Raw genomic sequence first — 18,222 nt, 5'->3', positions numbered from 1 at the left:
TTCAGCATAGAAAGTGCATGAGATGACATCAAGAGACACAACATCTCCATCCTTCTGGCATGTCAAACGCGTGCTGTGGCACGCGTTTGACATGCCGGTTGGGGCGCTGGCGCGTTCTGGCAGGCCGAACGCGTGCTGTGGCACGCGTTTGACATGCCGGTTGGGGCGCTGGCGCGTTCTGGCAGGCCGAACGCGTGCTGTGGCACGCGTTTGACATGCCGGTTGGGGCGCTGGCGCGTTCTGGCAGGCCGAACGCGTGCTGTGGCACGCGTTTGACATGCCGGTTGGGGCGCTGGCGCGTTCTGCCTGCCGGTTGGAGATGGCGTGGTGGTGGGTGATCGCGCCCCCGGCATCGAGGAGTTGCGCCACGCTCCCACCGCGCCCTCCCGCCCGGCGACCTCTCGGGTGTCGCCGTCGGCGCCGATGTCCGGTGCGGAGATCGTGACCTCCTCGGGCACGTGCCCACCGTGATCCGCGCACAGCTCGACGGCCCGGCCGATCCACGCGTCGACCGGGTGGTCGGCCGACTCGAAACTCAGGACGAGCAGTGCGCTGCCATCTCCGATGCCCACTGCGCTCGCGGCCTCACCCGGGTCCAGCAGGCGGCAGTTCGTGGAGAAGAGCCCCGACTGGGCCAACGCCTGGGTCGTCTCCACGCCGTCGAGGAACTCGCGGAAGCGCACACCCGCCGACCCGAGCAGAAGCCGGTCCGGCGACGGGCCCGCACCCGAACCGGGCAGGCGGCCGCTCTCGATCACCCCGGTGGGTGTCACCGCCCGGATGGACTCGACCAGATCGTCGATGTGGGCGTACAAGGTCGCGTAGTGACCACCGGACCGGGTGGCCAGCCACCCGCCCAAGGTGGAGAGCTCGAACGACTGGGGGGAAGTACCGCTACGTCAGGCCGTGCGGGCGGAGCTGGGCTTCGAGTCCCGGTCCCAGGGCACCGGCCTGGATGCGGGCCACCCGCGAGACCCGGTCGATCTCCACCGCCTGGTCGAGACGACCGAGGTCGATCGACACCCACCCGGCGAAGTCGCCCTCGCCGCGCCACTCGACGCCCCCACCACGGAGGAGCCACCCCCGTAGGGGATCGCGGCGATGCGGGCCGTGCTACACCAATCCAGGATCTCGATCACCTCGCGCTCGTCCCGAGGGACTGCCACCAGGTCCGGTGGCTGGATCCGGGGGCCCGATCGCGATGTCGCGAAGCGATGGTGGTGGACGCAGCGGTGTGATGGCCGCGCCGAGCCGTTCGGCGATCGCCACTCCGAGCTTCTCGGCTTGCCCGTCGGTGAGCGCCTGATCCTCCCCGTCCCACCACGATCGGACCCGCTCGCCGATCAGCGCGCCGGGGGCGGGTCGGTCAGGAGCGTGCGCCTCTGTCGAGGCTCGCAGATGACGGACGCGGCCTCGCGAGCGGCGGGTATGGCCAGGAGCACGAAGTACAAGGGGAGCACCTGGGTGCGCTGGCGGGTGAGGATGCCGAAGTTGGCGATCACGGAGAAGACGAAGCAGAACAGCAGAACCATCGACACCGCGTACGCGACGTAAGGCTCGCGGATGATGCGTCCCGGGAGCCGAGCCAAGCGGCGCCACGAGGCCGCGGTGATCGCCACCAGCAGCACGCCTTCGATTGCCGCGATGAGCGACTCCTGGTTGTGGGCTTCGAACGGTAGGGGTCGGAAGAGCACCGAGGCCACCGCGGCGGGGAAGAGGACGGGCGAGGAATCGGCCCGGATGGGGGTGAACTCGGCACCGCCCTGGGCGGTCCGGTCGGAGGTCGACTGGGCGATGACGTCGAGTTGGTCCTGGCCGAAGTCGTCGAGTTTGAGGAACTCCGCGGTCTGGGTGGCGATGATCGCCCCTCCGATCAGGAGCACGGCGATGGCGAGGATCTTGCCGCCCGAGAGCCACAGCGACCCTCGCGTGGAGCGGACGAAGAGGTACGCCACACCGACCCCGACGACCACGATCAGGGACATGTGGGGGCGGATCAGCGCCAGCACCGCCAGCCCGCCGGCCAGGGCAGCCATCCCGAGCGGTCGGTGGGTGAACATCCTCGACGCACCGTACGAGGCGAGACCGATGCCGAACATCATCAGCGATTCCTTGCCGATGCTCGACGGCCAGAACGCCATCGACGGCCACAGGAACAGCAGCAGTGCGTAGCGCTTGCGGTCGCCGTTGGGGAACGCGGTGGTGAATGCTCGGTAGAACAGCAGCATCCCCGAGAACGCGATCAGGGTGAACACGATGAACTCGAGGTAGATGTTGGGCCCGGTGAACATCACCACCAAGGCCGAGAACCACCGGACGCTGCCCGTGCCGGGCACCGGGCGGCCCAGGTCGACGAGGAAGTCGAAGTTGCGGAAGGACTCCGCGAACTGGACCCCGTATCGGTAGTAGCTCTTGGCGTCGGCGGCGATCGTGAACCGGTAGTACGAGCCGACGAAGCGCAGGGCGAGGCCCAGGTAGACGATGCCGAGCAGGTCGAACGTGCGCTCCTCGCGGCAGTAGCGAGCCAGCACCGGGTAGGCGAGGGCCATCACCACCGGAACCGCCACCAGACCGATCGCCAGTGGCTTGCCCTGCGAGGCACCCCACGCCAGCAAGGCGAGGGTGGCGATGATGCAGGCCCCGGCGAGCACCCGGTAGGTGGTCTGCGGAGCCGCCTTGGTGGGGCGTCGTCTCCGCAGCGGCGGCACGTGGACCGCCCGCTCGCCGCTGGCCGGATCAGGGTGGAGGCTGCTCGGGAGCTGACTGGTCGGCGGGGGCGAGGGGGTGGCGGCCATGGCCGGGCGGCTCAGGCGCGGTCGGGATCGGCGGCGTCACCCCTCGCCAGCGCCACCTGTTCCGGCGGATCATGCTCCGAGTGGTGATCCGCGCCGGACTCGGAATCAACGCCCGGGTCGGGGCTCTCGGTGGCTACCGAGCCGTTCGTGGGCCCCGAGGACGGCCCATCGACCAGATCGGACAAGGGGTTGCCAGGCTCGGTCGCGGCGTGGTCGTCGTCGCTGGCGTAGTAGTAGTAGTAGCGAGCCGAGGGGGCATCGGTCGCGGCCACCAGCGCTGCCCCGATGACCGGTGCGCTGAACCGCTCCAGCAGCTCGGCTGCCCGATCAGCGGCTTCCTTCATCGTCTTTCCTGCTCGGCACACGACCACCACCATGTCGGTCACCGGCAGGACGTCGCTCGCATCGTTCGTGGTGAGCAACGGAGCGGTGTCGAGGAGGATGTAATCGAAGACCTCCCGCGCCGCGGTGACCACATCACGTTGCGCCTTGACCACCTCGGCAGGGGTCGCGGTGCGATGGTCCTCCACGACACCGGCGACGAACTTGACTCCGGGGATCTGGGTGTCGATCACCTTGCGCGGCTCGTGATCCGCGCCCAGGAAGAGGTGCAACCGAGGACGTCGGAAGTCGCAGTTGACCACGAGCACCTTGCTGCCGTCCTCGGCCAGCACGGCAGCGAGGTTCGCGGTGGTGGTGGTCTTGCCCTCCGACGGGCCCGGTGAGGTGATCATCACCACGGTGGCCCGCTTGCGGGCGACGTCCTCCCCGGTCGGGTTACCGGCCGCTTGGGGCGGGGTCGCGTCGGGCAGTCGGCCGGAACGCTCCACGAACACGATCGACGACCGCAGCACCCGGAACGCCTCCGCGAATCGCGAGTACGGCGCGGTGACGCTGATGACATTGGTCTCACGGCGCTGGCGGCGGGTGAACGCCGGGACTTCCGCGATGACCGGGAAGCCGAACGCGGCCTCGGCCTGTTCCTTGGTGAAGACGCGGGGATCGAGCGCGGCGAGTGCCAGCACGCCCGCACCTGCCAGCAGCGCCCCTCCCATGCCACCGCCGAGCAGGGAGAGCAGCGGATGAAGGCCGCGGCGCTGGGTGGGTTGGCTCGCCTGGAGGTCCTCGATCGTGAGGGTCTGCTTGCTCGTGTTCTGCTTCTGGTTGCCACGGGGCACGTCGTCGCTGCGCCACAGGGTGGCCACGAGCGGAGCGGTGCTCGGGAACGGCGCCTGGCGGCTGAAGGTGGTCAGAGGATCGCCCGCCGAGGTGATCGCGGTCTCGATCTGGCGGAGCCGCTGCTCCTTGGCGCTGATGTCCTGGAGGAGGCTGTTGCGCCGGGCTTCCGCCATGGGATCGTTGCCGGTGACCGCGGCGTACTCCTGCTGCAACCCGTCCAGCTCCGACGCCGTGGTCTGCCGATCCTTCTCGAGCCGCTCGTTCTGCAGGCCCCGGATCCAGGCCAGCAGCTCCTCACCGAACACGTCCGCCACCTGCTCGGTCTCGTCGGGGTCGTTCCCTTTGACGTAGACCTCGAGCGTACGCAACTGCTGGTTCACCACGACGTGCACCCGGGCGGCGTAGTCGGCGGGATCGCCACCGAGGCGCTGTGCGACCCGCTGGGGCACCCCGCCGGTGGTGATCCCCAGCTTCATCTGGTCCAGGGAGAGGGAAGCCCCCGCGTTGTTGGCGTTGTTAGGCGTGGACTGGTTGGCGATGAACTTCTGGGTGGCCAGCCACACGGTGCGGAGCTGCGACGGGTCGACGGTCTTCGGGCGGGGAACGACCACGAAGGCCACGACGGCGCCCAGGGCGGCCGCCACCGCGATCGCTCGCCAGCGGCGGCGGAGGATCCGGAGGTAGTGCACGAAGTCCATCGGCGGTCGGGGTCTCGCTTCGGTCGCTGGCTGGCGCTCGCCCGCCCGGTTCGGGGTCGGTACCGGCAGATCGGATTCAGCCGCCAGGCCCCGTCGAACCCCGACCGCGTACGAGCTACTGGAACCGGCCCCCGCCGGTTTGGGTCGCCGCGATCATACCCGGTGGCCACCGCGGCGAGGGGCGCAGGCACGCCGGGTGGTGACGGTCCGGCCGACGGTGTAGCTGCTGCCGCGGCCGCGTGGCGCGGGGCTACGCTCACGCGACGAGCTGGCCCTCCGGGTGGGCCGTTCGGTACGGGCGCCGGATCGCGGCGTGGAGCCGGGGACACCGCTTTGGCATCGACGGTCACCACAACCAGACGTTCCCGGGGCGCCCCGTCCGGACGCTCAGCTCGAGCGTCGTCGAAGCCGTCGACGCCGTTGGAACGGCGGGTCATCGTAGGTTGCGCGGTGCTGGCGGCGATCGGGGGTGGCTTCAGTGAGGCCGCACCGACGGGCACCCGAGCGGTCGACGTGCTCCTCGCCGCGGGCTTCGCCGCCGTGGTCACCTTCGCCGCGGCTCGGGCTCGCCGCTGGACCTGGTTCGTGGTGGCCGGTCTGGCAGCGATCGCGGCCGGCACCGCGGTGACCACCGCCGTCGCGGCGATCGCCCTGGCCGCGTCGGTGGCCGGCGCGCTGATGTCGCGTCGGCGGGCGATCGGCGCGGTCGTCGGGGCGCTGGCCGTGCAGGTCCTGCTCCGCCTGCCTGACCTCGGCTTCCACGGCTCGTCCTCGCTGTACACCGCGGTCGCCGTCGCACCGGTGCTGGTCTCGGGCTACCTGCTGCTCCCTCGCCGCCGCCGGCGCCTGGTCCACCGGTGTGCCCTCGCCGGCGCGGCCGTCTGCGGGGTGGGGCTGGCGGTGTTCGGAGCCTCGGTGGCGCTGGCGTGGTCGGGGGTGCACGACGGCGTGCAGCACGCCAGAGAGGGTCTGGACGCGGCCAGCGACGGCGATCAGGAGGCGGCTGCCGCGCTCTTCGAGTCGGCTACCCGCTCGCTGGCATCGTCACACCGCGTGCTCGGAGCCTGGTGGGCTCGACCGGCGAGGGTGGTTCCGGTGCTCGCGCAGCACGCGGAGGCCCTCGAGGTGGCTACCGGTCAGGCCGCGGAGGTGGCCGGAGCGGCAGGTGACGTCGCGGTGTCCGCCGACCTGGAGAAGATCCGCTACACCTCGGGCCGCATCGATCTCGGCCGGTTGGCCGCGACCCGGGAGCCACTGGAGCACGCGGCCTCCGTGATGGCGGTCGCCTCTGGCCGGCTCGACCGGGCCGCCTCACCCTGGCTGGTCGGGCCCATCCGCGATCGGGTGGATGGGTTGGCCGCGGATGTGGCCGGCACCCTCGGCGACGTGGAGCTGGCGGCCGAGGCCGCCGCGGTGGCCCCGGGGCTGCTCGGCGGGGAGGGCACCCGCCACTACCTCGTGCTGTTCACTCAGCCGGCCGAGGCCCGCGGTCTCGGGGGTTTCATCGGGAGTTGGGCCGAGTTGCGGGCGACCGACGGTGACCTGGACCTGACCGAGTCGGGGCCGATCAACGAGCTGCTCACCGCGCCCGGCCGGGAGCAGCGCCGGTTGACCGGCCCACCGGAGTACCTGGCCCGCTACGGCCGCTTCCGACCATGGGAGTACCTCCAGGACACGTCGTTCGCTCCGGACATGCCGACCGTCGCCTCGGTCATGGCCGAGCTGTATCCCCAGGCCGGTGGGCGCCCGGTCGACGGCGTGATCGTCGCCGACCCCTACGGCCTGGCGGCCTTGTTGAAGCTCACCGGGCCGATCCGGGTCGAAGGGGCACCCGAGCGCCTGACCGCCGAGAACGTCGCGCAGTTCCTGGTGCGTGACCAGTACATCCAGTTCGGCGCTTCCCGCGAGCGGCGTGATTTCTTGGAGCAGGTCGGCCGAGAGACCTTCGACCAACTCGTGAACGGCACGCTGCCCGGCCCACGGAAGCTCGGTGCCGCCCTCGGTCCCGCGGTGGCCGAGCGTCGGCTCATGGTCTTCGCCTTCGATCCCGCCGAGGAACGGTTCTTCGAGCACCTGGGGGTCGCCGGTCGGGCGCCGCGGCCCGAGGGCGGCGACGGACTGATGGTCGTGACCCAGAACAAGGGCAACAACAAGATCGACTCGTTCCTCGAACGCACCGTCGACTACCGAGCGAGCTACGACCCCCACACCGGTGTGCTTAAGGCCACCGCCACGGTCACGCTCCGCAACGGCGCACCCTCGTCCGGGCTCCCCGATGCGATCATCGGCAACAACGACCAGGGGTACCCGCTCGGTACCAACGTGCTGTACTTCTCCTTCTACACCCCGCATCACCTCCGGGAAGCACGCCTGGACGGGGAACGGATCGGCTTGGAGTTCCAGCGGGAGCTCGGTTGGGCCGTGTACTCCAGGTTCCTCGAGATCCCGCCGGGCGGCTCGGTCCAGATCGAGCTCGACCTCGAAGGGTCGCTCGACACGGGAGCCGAGTACCGGCTGGTGGTCGGCCCGCAGCCAGTCGTGAACCCCGACGACGTGATCGCCACCGTGCAGCCGGCGAAGGGTTGGTTGGTCGAGTCGGCCCGGGGGTTCGGCATCACGAGTGGGGGGCGCTCCGCAGCCATCCGGATCGAGCCCCGCCAGATCACCGTGCTCGAAGCCGACCTGTCGCGCCTGCCATGACCGGCGGCGCGTCGGCGGGGCTTCCCCCAGTCCCCGAGGCCTTCCTGGTGGGCGCCCACCGAGCCGGCACTACCACGCTGTGCGAGCTGCTCGGCCGCCATCCCGTGATCCAGGTGAGCTCGCCGAAGGAACCCGGCGTGCTGCGCAAGGACAAGCCCCTCGATGTGCTCGAACGAGCCTACGAACGCTGCTTCCCCGGATGGTCGCCGCCGGCGCTGCGCCTCGAGGGGAGCACCATCTATTCGCAGTGCGCCGTGTACCCCGGCGTGGCCGAGCGGATCGCGACAGCCAACCCCCGAGCCCGGATCATCTACAGCCTCCGCGAGCCGTTGCGTCGTATCGAATCCGCATGGGTGCAGTACCGCAGCGAGCGGCGCACCGACATCCCCGACGACTTCAACGTCGCGGTGCGCGAGGTACCCGAGCTGCTGGACGCCAGCCTGTACTGGAAGCAGCTCAGCGAGTACCGGGCCGTGTTCCCGGACGAGCAGATCCTGGTTGTCTTCTTCGACGATCTGCGGAGCGATCCCGACGGGGTGGTGGCGGCGTGCTGCGCGCACCTCGGCGTCGGCCCCGTGCCGGCCCCGGTGGCTGGGGTGGTGCGCAACCGTTCCGCGGACAAGCGGCGTGAGGCCGGAGCATTGCGGCTGCTGCGGCGTAGCGCAGCGCTGGAGCGGTTGAATCGCATGTCGCGCAGCTCTCGGGCCGCACGAGCGGTGAAGGCCTGGGTCCGCGATCGCACGGCCCGGCCCATCCCCTCACCGACGTGGGCACCCGACGTGCTCGAGTGGGTTCGGGCGCGGATCGAGCCGGACACCGCTGCCCTGGCAGCCCACCTCGGAGGCGTGCCCCGGTCCTGGACGGGCGCGTGATCACCGCCGCGGCTGGGTGACCGAGGCGGTCGCTTGCTCGGCCGCGTCGCGGTAGAGCCGCACCAGCGACCTGCTGACCGCACCCGGGAGGAAGGCCTCAGCCCGCTCGCGCCCCGCTCGCCCGAGGGCATCCCGCCGCCGGGGGTCGGCGACCAGGGCCCGCAGCGCGTCGGCTGCAGCGTCGGCGTCGCCGGCCGGGAAGAGCACACCGGCGGTGCCCTCGGCGAGGACCTCCCGCAACGGCACGAGATCGCTCGCGACCACCGGGAGGCCGTTGAGCAGCGCCTCAGCCGCCACCCGGCAGAACGACTCCATCCGGGATGGCACGAAGACGAGGTCGCAGCGCGCGTACGCCCGGGAGACGTCGGCGACCAGGGGACTCACCGACACCAGCTGCGGCGGGGTCGCCAGCACCCGGCGCCAGGCTTCGCGCTCGCCGGCGAAGGGGGTCGAGAAGATCGCCCACCGCACTGGGGCGTCGCGCAGCGCCTCGATGCAGGCCGGGAGCAGGTCGAAGCCCTTGCGCCGCTCGCTGCGCCCCAGGAACCCGATGCACAGCCGGTCGTTCTCGCCCGGGTTCCGATCGCCGACCACGGCTGGATCGATCGGGTTGGGGATGATCTCGAAGCGCTCCGCGGTGATGAGGCCGGCACTGACCACCAAGTCACGGGTGAAGGTGGAGACGCCTGCGAAGCGGATCCGGTCCCCTCGCGAGCGGATGAGGGGTCTGGCCAGGCGAGAGACCGCGGGGACCTCCCAGTTGTGCACCCACACCACGATCGGCAGGTCGAGGGCGATGGCCGCGGGCAACGCGACCACCAGCTCGGTCAGCGAGTTCGCGTGGATGACCTCGATGGAGCGCCGGTGGCGGCGGGCGGTCGCCAGGACCTGGCGTTGGGCGATGGCGATGCCCGTTCCCCGGGGTCGGGTGATCGGGACCAGTTCGTCGCTCACCGAGCGGAGCCGGTCCCAGTACGCGGCCTTGGCGGCGCGGGGCGCGCACACCACCCGGTGCATGCCGTCGAGTCGCCCGAGCACCGTGACCAGGCTGGCGACGGGCCCGCCGTATCCGCCGGTGGCGGTCACGTAGAGCACGCCGGTGGGGCTGGGGGCTGGGGGTAGGATCGCACCCGGTTCGGGCTCGCTCACGGCTGGCTGCTCTCGGGGACGGCTCGGACGACCCGCACATTCTCATGGACCTCGACCCGGCACCGCCACCGCACTTCCTCGTCATCGGGGCCATGAAGGCGGGCACCACCTCGCTGTTCCGGTGGCTCGAGGCCCATCCCGTGGTGGCGGAGACGCCGCTCAAGGAGCCGAACTTCTTCGTCGACGAGGCGAACTTCGCCGGCGACCGCCCCCTCGCCGGCGCCTGGGCGGCCTATCAGGGTCTCTGGAACCGTGCGGATGGTTCGGTGGTGACCGGGGAGGCGTCCGTGCGCTACACCTACCCCGAGCACGCCCAGCGGGCCTGCGACCGCATCGCCATGGCCGCGCCGGAGGCCCGGCTGGTCTGCGTGCTGCGCGATCCCGTCGAGCGGCTGCGGTCGCACTACCGGTACTGGGCGCAGCGCGGCCGGGAGCAGCAGCCGCTGGCGGAGGTGGTGAGCGAGCCGGGCAACCCCTACGTCGGCCGCTCCCGATACGCGCAGGTCCTGCGGCCCTATTACGACCGGTTTGGCTCGCAGCTGCTCGTGGTGGTGTTCGAGGAACTGGTATCGGGTGAGGGCCGGGCCTGGGAGGCGGTGCTCGAGCACCTAGGACTCGAGCCCATCCCGCGGCCGGCGGGCGCGCACAACGTGACCGACCAGGAACGCCAGTTCACCCCGCTGGCACGGTCCATCCGCCGGCGTGGCCTGCTGCGCCACGCGGACCGGGTGCCCACCCCTCTGCGGCGGTTGGGTCAGCGGGTGCTCGTCCGGCAGGGCCCGGAGGCCAGGGCGAGGCTGGCGGCCGCCGAGCAGCCCATCCCTCCGGCGGTGCGCGAGCTGCTCGAGCGGGACACCGAGGCGCTCATGGCCATGCTGGGCTGGTCCGAGTCGCCATGGCCCCGGCAGCCAGCGTGAAAGCGACGGGTCAGCTCCGGCTGGTGATGGCGGCCAGCACCCCGTCCGGGGAGTCGACCAGCACGCCGCCGGTGGCCTGCATGAGCCGCTCGTAGGCGTCGCGGGCCTCGGGAGGCACGTCGTTCGAGAAGGTGATCGTCGTGGCGTCGGGGCAGTAGCGCGGCCCCGAGAGGACCACGGTGGTGCGGTCGGTGACGATCCAGCGCAGCGACGAGCGCGGCAGGAGGAACAGCAGCTCGACCGGCAACCACGGCTCGACCTCAGTCACGGCCGCCGGCATGACCCGGTCCAGGGTGGCCGGGTCGTCCCGGGGATGGCGCTTGACGCCGACCACCAGGCCGCTCCCCACGAGGCCGCGCACCAGGCGCCCCAGGGCGTCGACCGCGGCGCTCCCGCCCAGCATCGCCGAGTGGGGCAGCACCAGGACGGTGTCGAGCCGGCGGTACACGTCTCGCTGGTCGGGGCCGATCACCGCGGAGGCCAGCGCCTCCAGCAACGGGCGCGCACCCGCGGGGTCAGGGAGCGGGCGCACGGGCACCCCGGGCCAGGCGCCGGGGTCGATCGCATCGGGGAACGACACCCACAGGGCGTCGAGCTCCCGGTAGGGGATGACCCCCGCGGGTGTCCCGGCCCATCGGCCGAACACGAGCTGGCGCCACCAGCGCGCCAGGGCCGGTCGGACCCCGCCCCGCGGCGCCGGAGCCACGTAGCGCTTCTCGTAGGTGAGCAACCCGTCCTCGATCACGCCCACCCGCCCGGAGGTGGCGACCGCTGCAGCCGCCAGCGCACGGCCCTCGACGGTCTGCACGTTGGCGGTCCGCACCTCGACTGCTTCGCCGAGGTTCGCCACCGAGCGGTGGAGCCGGCGTGCGTTGCCCGCCGCGGAGATGCGCCGCGCCAGGGTCGGGGGGAGCCGTTCCAGCCCGGGTCGGACCGCGTCGAGCCGGCGTATCGCGCCGAACGGCGAGCCCGGTAGGTCGCCGAGCGCGTCGAGCAGGATCGCCTGGGAGGGGTGGCTGGGAACGGCCACGAGCTGCGAGGTGGCGCCGTCCGTGGCGGCGAGGCCGAGGGCCTGCAACGTGTGGTACGGCGTCTGGACGTGGTAGACGACGACCGCCGGGCTGGTCATGGCCGGCTCATCGGTGGCCTCGCCGCCGCAGCTCGGCTTCGACCCGCGCGATGTCCCCGGGCACGTCCACGGCGAGCGAGGCGGAGGAGACCGCCACCATGCGCACCGGGATGCCGAGTTCGAGGAAGCGCAGGATCTCGATGTCCTCGATCTGTTCGACGGGTGTCTTGCCGCCGTGGTTGGCGTAGCGCTTGAGCGCCGGGGTCGGGAACGCGTACACGCACACCTGCCGCCACGCACCGCGGAACCCGAGGTCCTTGCCGGTGGGGACGGCGGCTCGGGACATGTACAGCAGCCGGCCGTCCGGAGCGCTCACCACCTTGGGGACATTGGGGTCGCGGAAGGTCGACTCGTCATCGATGGGGCACATCGCGTTGACGACCTCGCCGGGATGAGCCTGCGACGCGGCGATGACCGCGAGGATGTCGGCTGGGTCGACGAGCGGCTCGTCGCCCTGGACGTTCACGAAGGCCTCGGCGTCGATCTGCTCCGAGGCGGCGTAGACCCGGTCGGTGCCGGTGGGGCAGGTGGTCGGCGTGAGCACCACCTGCGCGCCGAAGTCCCGGCAGTGCGACTCGATGCGGTCGTCGTCGGTAGCCACGTAGACGTCATCCGGTCCCAGAGCTGCGACGCACTGCTGCCAGGTGCGCTGGATGAGGCTCGTGCCGTCCAGCAGGGCGAGCGGCTTGCCCGGGAAGCGTGAGGATTCGTACCGGGCCGGGATGACGATGACCGTTCGTCCCACGGGTCAGATGGTGGGGGCGTAGACGGAGCTCTGCTGGACGGGATAGGTGCTCGGCGTGATGGCGATGAGAGGCACCACCCGTCCAGACTCCTCGTAGGCGCGGAGCACTTCGACCATCTCCTCCTGCCTCGGGTCGCCCGCCCGGTAGCCGTCGAACCCGGCGAGCAGGATGCGCCGTGCCCCACCAGCGGTCGCGGCCGCGATCGCGTAGGCGACGGCGAGGCGGGCGGGCAGCACGCAGCCCGAGGAACCGATGTCGAATCGCCCTGCCTCCACCCGCAGGCCGTAGTCGAGGACCTCCACGCTGTCGAGGCGTTCACCGCCCACGAGCGCGTCGATCGTCGGCCGCGGCGCGAGCAGCGGCCGGCGGAGCCCCGCCAGCCGGCTGGACTCGAGCATGATGCGCGACGGGTTGCACGCCACGAAGGCCGAGACCATCTCGTCGCTGACCACCGTGGATGTCGTGTTGAGGCACAGCACCGCCGGGCGCTCGCGGGCGATGAACCGGTTCAGCTCCTCACGGTGGAGCTCGGCGCTCGGCCCCGCCCCGATCACCAGCACGTCACGGCCGGTGAGCCACCCGTCGGCCGACCAGGTACCGGTTCCCTCATCACCGCTGGCCGCCACCGCCTGGCCGAGACGCTCGGTGCTGAACGAGTGGCCCTCGAGGGTGCGGAGGTTCTTCAGGGCGGCGACGATGTCCGCGGTCTCGTAGCGACCGTCCCCGATCATCTGCTGCACGTAGGTGGGATGGATGTCGTACGCGGCCGACATCAGGTACAGCAGGTTGGTGCCCCAGCCGTACTGCTCCTGGAGGCGGCCGAAGTCCTCGAGCACCACGGGGAGCAGTGCTTCGGGCCGGTAGCGATCGCATCCCATCTGGGCCAGCTCGAAGAGCAGGAAGTCGGTGCGCACGTTCCCCGCGCCCCGACCCATGCCCAGCACCGTGGCGTCCAGCCAGGTGGCGCCCAGCTCGGCGGCGGCGAGCGTGTTGGTCAACGCCCGTGCCCGGTTGTCGTGGGCGTGGATGCCGAGCGGTCCGGACCAGCCTGCCGAGAGAGCGGTGATGCAGGCGGCGATGTCGGCGGCGGTCATGTTGCCGAGCGAGTCGGCGAAATACAGAACCTCCACCGACCCCCACGCTTCGCAGGTGGCCGCCAGCTGGGTCAGCTGCTCCCCGCTGGAGCGGCTGACCTGCATGAGGTTCAGCCCCACCCGGTAGCCGAGCTCGCGGAGCCGCTCCACGATCGGCTGGCACCCGCTGACCTCGTGGAGGTGCGCGGCGAGCCGCACCAGCGACACCGGTGAGAGGTCGGCCGGCCGGAACAGTGCGTCGACCGCCTCCGGCGCGGGACCGCCGCGGGACAGGAGGTCGGAGGCGTTGGCCATGACCCCGATCGTCGCCTTCGGCAGCTTGAGTCCGCTGAGCAGCTCGTCGGTCGAGTAGGCGAAGGGGCCGAGGAACTTCGGCTGCGGGTAGCTGCGGAACCCGATCTCCACCACGTCGACCCCGGCGGCATCCACCGCGGCGAGGTACCGCTCCACCAGCGAGGGGCGGAAGTCCCATGCGTTGTAGTAGCCGCCGTCCCGCAGCGTGCAGTCGAGTACCTGGAGCCGGGTTGGGTCGAACGCCACCGCATTCCTCTCTGGTGGGAGTGGGTGAAGGATAGGTCAAGCGCCGCGCGTGCTGTCCGTCTCACTGCCTTCGGTGGCGATCCCGCCGAAGGTGTAGCCGAAGCGCGAGGCGTCGACTGCGTACAGCCGACCCACCAGGTCGGCCAGCTCGGGGGTGTAGTAGGCGTGGTAGCTCTGGCGGTCCGAGCTGGTGTTGCGCCGGGGGAGCCCGCTGGCGGGCAGGCCGAGGCGGTCGGCGACCCGAGCCACGTCGGCGTCGAGGTGCTCGAAGCGCCCGACGAAGTCGAGCCCCTTCGGGGGGAGCAGCGCGGCCTGCCGGCGGACGTGGCGGTCGCAGGTGTCGAGGTCCCAAGTGGCGATCTGGTGGACGAAGGCGTCGAAGGGGAGGCCTTTCAGGGGGGTGTCGCGCCAGTAGTCGGTGGGACCGATCACCTTGTCGAGCCAGCACGACACCAGGCGGTCCCAGGGGTTGCGGACGAACCCGAAGCGGAACAGGCGGTGGAGCGGGTCGAAGGGTGCGGGGCGTCCGGTGAGGTAGACGGGCTCGGGGTCGAGCTCCCGGAGCCAGGCCGAGATGGAGCGGGTCGCCACCTTCGCCACCCGGTAGTAGACGAAGCCGTGGGCCCGGGAGACCGTGTAGTTGTAGCGCGGCCGGCGGTCGACCCGGCGGGCCAGCTTGCGGGCGGTGGCGGAGGCGGTGGTCATGTCGCGCCCCGGGGGATTCCGAGCAGGGTCGTCACCTTGGCGAGCTGCGCGTCCCAGGTGCCCTCCCGCAGCATCAGCTCGCGACCCGCCGAACCGATGCGCCCCCGGCGGTCCGGGTCGGCCAGCAGCTCCAGCGTGGCCTCGGCGAGGGCGCCCACGTCACCGGGCGGGTACAGCACGGCGTCGAGGCCGTCGTGCATCACCCGGGCCACGTCACCGATCGAGGGAGCCACCACCGGCACCGCGCAGGCCAGGTACTCACGCATCTTGTGAGGGGAGTAGTGGAAGGCTTCGCCGGGCTGGGCCAGCACCCACGCGACGTCCATGGCCGCGAGGTGAGCGGCCATCTCCACGTGGGGCACACCACCGGTGAAGCGGGTGGCCTCGCCCAGCCCGAGCTGTTGTACCAGCGCCTCGATCCGGCGCCGCTCCGGGCCGTCACCGACCAGCAGCAAGCGAGCATCGGGCTGCCGGCGGTGGACGAGGGCGAAGCCTTCCACGGCCTGCTCGAGCCCGTGGAAGCGCCGGAAGTTCCCGCACCATCCGACGACCGGCGCCTCCCCCAGGGCGTAGCGATCGCGGACGGGCTTGCCGGACACCCGGGGGTGGAAGCGTTCGGGGTCCACGGCCATCGGGGTGACGACCACCGTCCCGGGATCGGCGCCGAGGTCCACCACCAGCGTGGCGACCTCCTCCGAGACGCACGCCACCGCGTCGGCCCGGCGCAGAGCGGGCGATTCGCCGAACCGCTCCAGCAGGGAGCCCCACCCGGGACGCCGGACCCCCCACTGGCGTGCTTCCCACACCTGGGGGGCGTGCACGAAGACCACCGCCGGGCAACCGGCACGCTGCGCGAGGTCGATCCCCGCGCGGTGGCAGATCTCATGGTGCTGCCAGACGAGCGCTGGCGGTGTTGAGTCCCACGGGCCCGCCCCGACCGCGAAGCGGTGGATCGAGCGGTACTGGAGCGTGTCCTTCACCGCGGTCCGGACCACCGGCGGCATGAGCCTGTCGCGCGGTGATGATCGGGTGGCCGAGGTGTAGTGGGCGGTGGCGAAGCCCACCGCCTCTTCCGGTGAGGCCGTGGCGTCAGGGGTGACCACCCAGCCGCGACCGAAGCAGCGTTCGCCCGCCGCCGCCCAGCCCGCGGCGGTGACCCAGAGCCCGGCCGCGCTGGGCCAGGCGGTCCGGGGGCGGGGCATGACCGCCACCAGGGATCGGGACCGGTCGCTCACTGCTGAACACTCGCAGGCTCGGTCGGGTAGCCGAACGCCTCGAACTCCCGAGCGAAGACATCGAGGACGATCTCCCGGGCACGAGGCGTGAAGGCGACCGGTCCGCGCCGGGTGCCCGACTTGAGCCGGGGCAGCTCGATCGGATCCGCCACGCCGGCCTGGTCGAGCGCGGCGCGCAGGTCGGCCTCCAGCCGCTCGAACCGGCCCACGAAGTCGACGATGATCCGCCCCCGGCGGGTGTACAGGTGCCAGTCGCTCAGCTCCCGCCGCCGGCGTTCCACCCACACCTCGAACGGTGGGGGCGAGGGGTCCTGGCGGGTGTTCCAGAAGTACATCGACACGACCTTGTCCCACGGGTCGCGCTCGAAGCAGAACGTGAAGTACTGGTCCCAGCGGTCTCGACCGAGGCGGAGGCGGGCCGGCTCGGCCGGGAGGTGGCTATAGAAGGCCATGCGGCGCCGCCACTGCTTCAGGGTCCAGCGAGCGGCTCGCGGGTTGGCCAGCAGCTCGGGAACGGGGTTGAAGCTGGCCCGCCAGTTGCGCGGCCGGTGGTCGGGCAGCTCCTCGAGGAGGGGGGTGACCACGGCGTCGGGGCCGGCGATCGGGCTCAAGGCCGCCTCGATGCTCGAGCCGGCGGTCTTGCGGGTCTTCACGAAGACGAAGCGGTGCTGGTGCGAGACGATCATGGAGCGGCGCGATCAGGGCAACCGGGAGAGCCGGGTCGCCTCCTCGTAGAAGGCGTTCGTGCGCTCCAGCTCCCGCGGCGAGTCGAACGCTTCGAGCCGTCCCTTGTTGAGCACGATGATGCGGTCGCAGACCTGCAGGGTGGACAGCCGGTGGGCGATGATGAACATGGTCACCCGGCCCTTGAGGTTGAGCAGCGTCTCGTGCAGCAACGCCTCCGAGCGCATGTCGAGCGCGCTGGTGGGCTCGTCGAGGAAGAGCAGGTCGGGTTCGCCGATCATGGCCCGAGCGATGCAGATGCGCTGCCGCTGACCCCCCGACACCTGTGAGCCTCGCCCCCCGACCTGGGTGTCGAAGCCGTCCGGCCAGTGCTCGATGTCGGCTTCGATGTTGGCCATCTTCGCCGCCCGCCGGAGGTCGTCCTCGGTGAACTGGTCGCGGAAGAAGCGGATGTTGTCCGCCACCGTTCCGTCGTAGAGGCGAGCTTCCTGGGTCACCACCGCGATGCGGCTGCGCCAGTCGTCGAGGTCGAAGGAGCTCGCGTCCTGACCGTTGACCAGGTACCGGCCCGAGGTGGGGGTGCGAAGCCGCAACAGCAGCTGCATGAGGGTGGACTTGCCCGCGCCCGAGGGGCCCACGATGCCGACGGCCTCGCCGTGGTCCACCTCGAAGCTGACGTCGCTGAGCACCGGGTGCGACCCGTCGTACGTGAAGGACACGTGGTCGAAAGCCAGCGAGCCGATGTGCTCGATGGGGCGCCCGGCGCGCTGGACCCGAGCGGCTTCGTAGCGTTCCAGGACTTCCTCGAGTTGGTCGAGGTAGGGGGCGGTCTGCTCGAGGGCCACGTTGATGCGCTGGAGGTTCTTGCCGTAGGTCACCGAGCGCAGCAGTACCAGGACCACGACGCTCAGCGTCGCGATCTGCCCGCTGGCCGCCGAGGCGATGAACGCCAACCCGGCGAGCACCATGAGCAGCGCCGCGGCCTGGTAGATCTCGGCGACGAAGCTGCCGTAGAAGGACATGAGCGTCGCGGGCCGGGTCTCGGCCCGGGCCCGGCGGGCGAGGCGGGCTTCCACCTGGTCGGTGACGTCGAACAGGGTGACCTCTTGGGCCAGCGACACCACCTCGGAGACCCCGCTGGCGAAGTGGATGCCGGCCCGGGCGCGCTGCTTGCCGTACTTGCGCTGGAGGCGCTGGAGCGGGCGGAGCAGCATGATCATGCCGGCCATCGTCCCCACCAGCACCAGTGACACGAGCGGGCTCACGACGAACGCGGTGACGAACAGCGCGAGGAAGTTGAACAGGCTCACCACCCCGGTGGTGAGCAGGTTGATGCCGTTGGCGGCCTTGTTGACGTTGGTGCTGAGCAGCTCCTGGAGGTGGCCTTCTCGCTCCTGCGAGGCGACCGCCCACTCGGTGTTCAGGTAGGCGTCGACCGCTCGCCGGCGGGTGGCGAACAGGGTGGCCGCGGTCAGCCGGGCGCTCGCCCAGTTGGCGATGCCAGAGAGCAGGAACGAGCCGATCACCAATCCGGCTGCGACCGCCAGCAACGTCGGGACGGTCATACGCAAGCCCTTGATCGGGCCGGTGTCGACGGTGGTCCACGCTTCGCCCGAGGTGGCGGCCAACCCGGCCTTCACCACGATGACCAGCGCCAGTGCATCCGCGAGACCCGAGAGACCCGAGATCGCGGCCAGGGCCACGATCTTCCACCGGGACCCGGGGAGATGCTCGAGTGGTCGCCTCCAGGCGGCGACGGGTTTGGTGCTCATGTGGGCG

General features: G+C 71.1%; 13 protein-coding genes and 1 pseudogene. 3 read left to right on the top strand and 11 right to left on the bottom strand.

All coding sequences use genetic code 11. The features are described 5' to 3' along the window. Positions 1-356: 356 nt before the first annotated feature. The 3 genes and pseudogenes from HZF19_RS17575 to HZF19_RS07455 all read right to left on the bottom strand — a co-directional run. Positions 357-1,175: pseudogene (locus HZF19_RS17575) on the bottom strand (FAD-binding oxidoreductase); the annotation flags it as partial. Between the two features lie 168 nt (positions 1,176-1,343). Beyond that, positions 1,344-2,795 carry a hypothetical protein gene (locus HZF19_RS07460; RefSeq protein ID WP_208028138.1) on the bottom strand — a complete coding sequence of 484 codons (1,452 nt, stop codon included), beginning with the start codon at positions 2,793-2,795 and terminating at the stop codon, positions 1,344-1,346. Positions 2,796-2,806: 11 nt separating this feature from the next. Then, positions 2,807-4,672: a polysaccharide biosynthesis tyrosine autokinase gene (locus HZF19_RS07455; RefSeq protein ID WP_208028137.1), complete on the bottom strand. Its 1,866-nt coding sequence runs from the start codon at positions 4,670-4,672 to the stop codon at positions 2,807-2,809. A gap of 450 nt (positions 4,673-5,122) precedes the next feature. Here HZF19_RS07455 and HZF19_RS07450 point away from each other — a divergent pair, with 450 nt between their 5' ends. Both HZF19_RS07450 and HZF19_RS07445 read left to right on the top strand, forming a co-directional pair. Further along, complete coding sequence (locus tag HZF19_RS07450; RefSeq protein WP_208028136.1) at positions 5,123-7,372, top strand: DUF4012 domain-containing protein; 2,250 nt, start codon at positions 5,123-5,125, stop codon at positions 7,370-7,372. After that, the gene (locus HZF19_RS07445) at positions 7,369-8,244 is read left to right on the top strand and encodes a sulfotransferase family protein (protein ID WP_208028135.1); all 876 of its coding nucleotides are present in this window, start codon (positions 7,369-7,371) and stop codon (positions 8,242-8,244) included. The genes HZF19_RS07450 and HZF19_RS07445 overlap by 4 nt, the downstream gene beginning before the upstream one ends. On the opposite strand, the gene HZF19_RS07440 is transcribed toward HZF19_RS07445, so the two are convergent. After that, positions 8,245-9,393 (bottom strand): glycosyltransferase family 4 protein, encoded by a 1,149-nt coding sequence (locus tag HZF19_RS07440; RefSeq protein ID WP_208028134.1) that lies wholly within the window; start codon positions 9,391-9,393, stop codon positions 8,245-8,247. A 44-nt stretch (positions 9,394-9,437) separates the two neighbouring features. Here HZF19_RS07440 and HZF19_RS07435 point away from each other — a divergent pair, with 44 nt between their 5' ends. Then, a complete protein-coding gene (locus HZF19_RS07435) occupies positions 9,438-10,310 on the top strand; it encodes a sulfotransferase (protein ID WP_208028133.1) in 873 nt (290 codons plus the stop codon). A 10-nt stretch (positions 10,311-10,320) separates the two neighbouring features. Here the strand turns inward: HZF19_RS07435 and HZF19_RS07430 are convergent, their stop codons facing one another. The 7 genes from HZF19_RS07430 to HZF19_RS07400 are packed head-to-tail and all read right to left on the bottom strand — an operon-like array spanning position 10,321 to position 18,215. Continuing rightward, positions 10,321-11,439, bottom strand: a complete 1,119-nt coding sequence (locus tag HZF19_RS07430; protein WP_208028132.1) for a hypothetical protein — start codon at positions 11,437-11,439, stop codon at positions 10,321-10,323. A 7-nt stretch (positions 11,440-11,446) separates the two neighbouring features. Continuing rightward, on the bottom strand, positions 11,447-12,184 hold the full coding sequence (locus HZF19_RS07425) for a 3-deoxy-manno-octulosonate cytidylyltransferase (protein ID WP_208028131.1): 738 nt from the start codon (positions 12,182-12,184) through the stop codon (positions 11,447-11,449). A 3-nt stretch (positions 12,185-12,187) separates the two neighbouring features. Next, positions 12,188-13,819, bottom strand: a complete 1,632-nt coding sequence (locus HZF19_RS07420; protein ID WP_208028130.1) for an aldolase catalytic domain-containing protein — start codon at positions 13,817-13,819, stop codon at positions 12,188-12,190. A gap of 36 nt (positions 13,820-13,855) precedes the next feature. Next, positions 13,856-14,524 carry a sulfotransferase family 2 domain-containing protein gene (locus HZF19_RS07415; RefSeq protein WP_208028129.1) on the bottom strand — a complete coding sequence of 223 codons (669 nt, stop codon included), beginning with the start codon at positions 14,522-14,524 and terminating at the stop codon, positions 13,856-13,858. Continuing rightward, the gene (locus HZF19_RS07410; protein WP_208028128.1) at positions 14,521-15,759 is read right to left on the bottom strand and encodes a glycosyltransferase; all 1,239 of its coding nucleotides are present in this window, start codon (positions 15,757-15,759) and stop codon (positions 14,521-14,523) included. The genes HZF19_RS07415 and HZF19_RS07410 overlap by 4 nt, the downstream gene beginning before the upstream one ends. Beyond that, the gene (locus HZF19_RS07405; RefSeq protein ID WP_208028127.1) at positions 15,756-16,445 is read right to left on the bottom strand and encodes a sulfotransferase family 2 domain-containing protein; all 690 of its coding nucleotides are present in this window, start codon (positions 16,443-16,445) and stop codon (positions 15,756-15,758) included. Before HZF19_RS07405 ends, HZF19_RS07410 begins: the two co-directional genes overlap by 4 nt. Before the next feature lie 12 nt (positions 16,446-16,457). Continuing rightward, positions 16,458-18,215 carry an ABC transporter ATP-binding protein gene (locus HZF19_RS07400; RefSeq protein WP_208028126.1) on the bottom strand — a complete coding sequence of 586 codons (1,758 nt, stop codon included), beginning with the start codon at positions 18,213-18,215 and terminating at the stop codon, positions 16,458-16,460. Positions 18,216-18,222 lie beyond the last annotated feature (7 nt).

Origin of the sequence: Rhabdothermincola sediminis, assembly GCF_014805525.1 — a bacterium.
GTDB lineage: Bacteria > Actinomycetota > Acidimicrobiia > Acidimicrobiales > Acidimicrobilacustridaceae > Rhabdothermincola > Rhabdothermincola sediminis.
The sequence above is the reverse complement of the archived record's forward strand: the minus strand, read 5'-3'. Positions and strand labels throughout refer to the sequence as shown.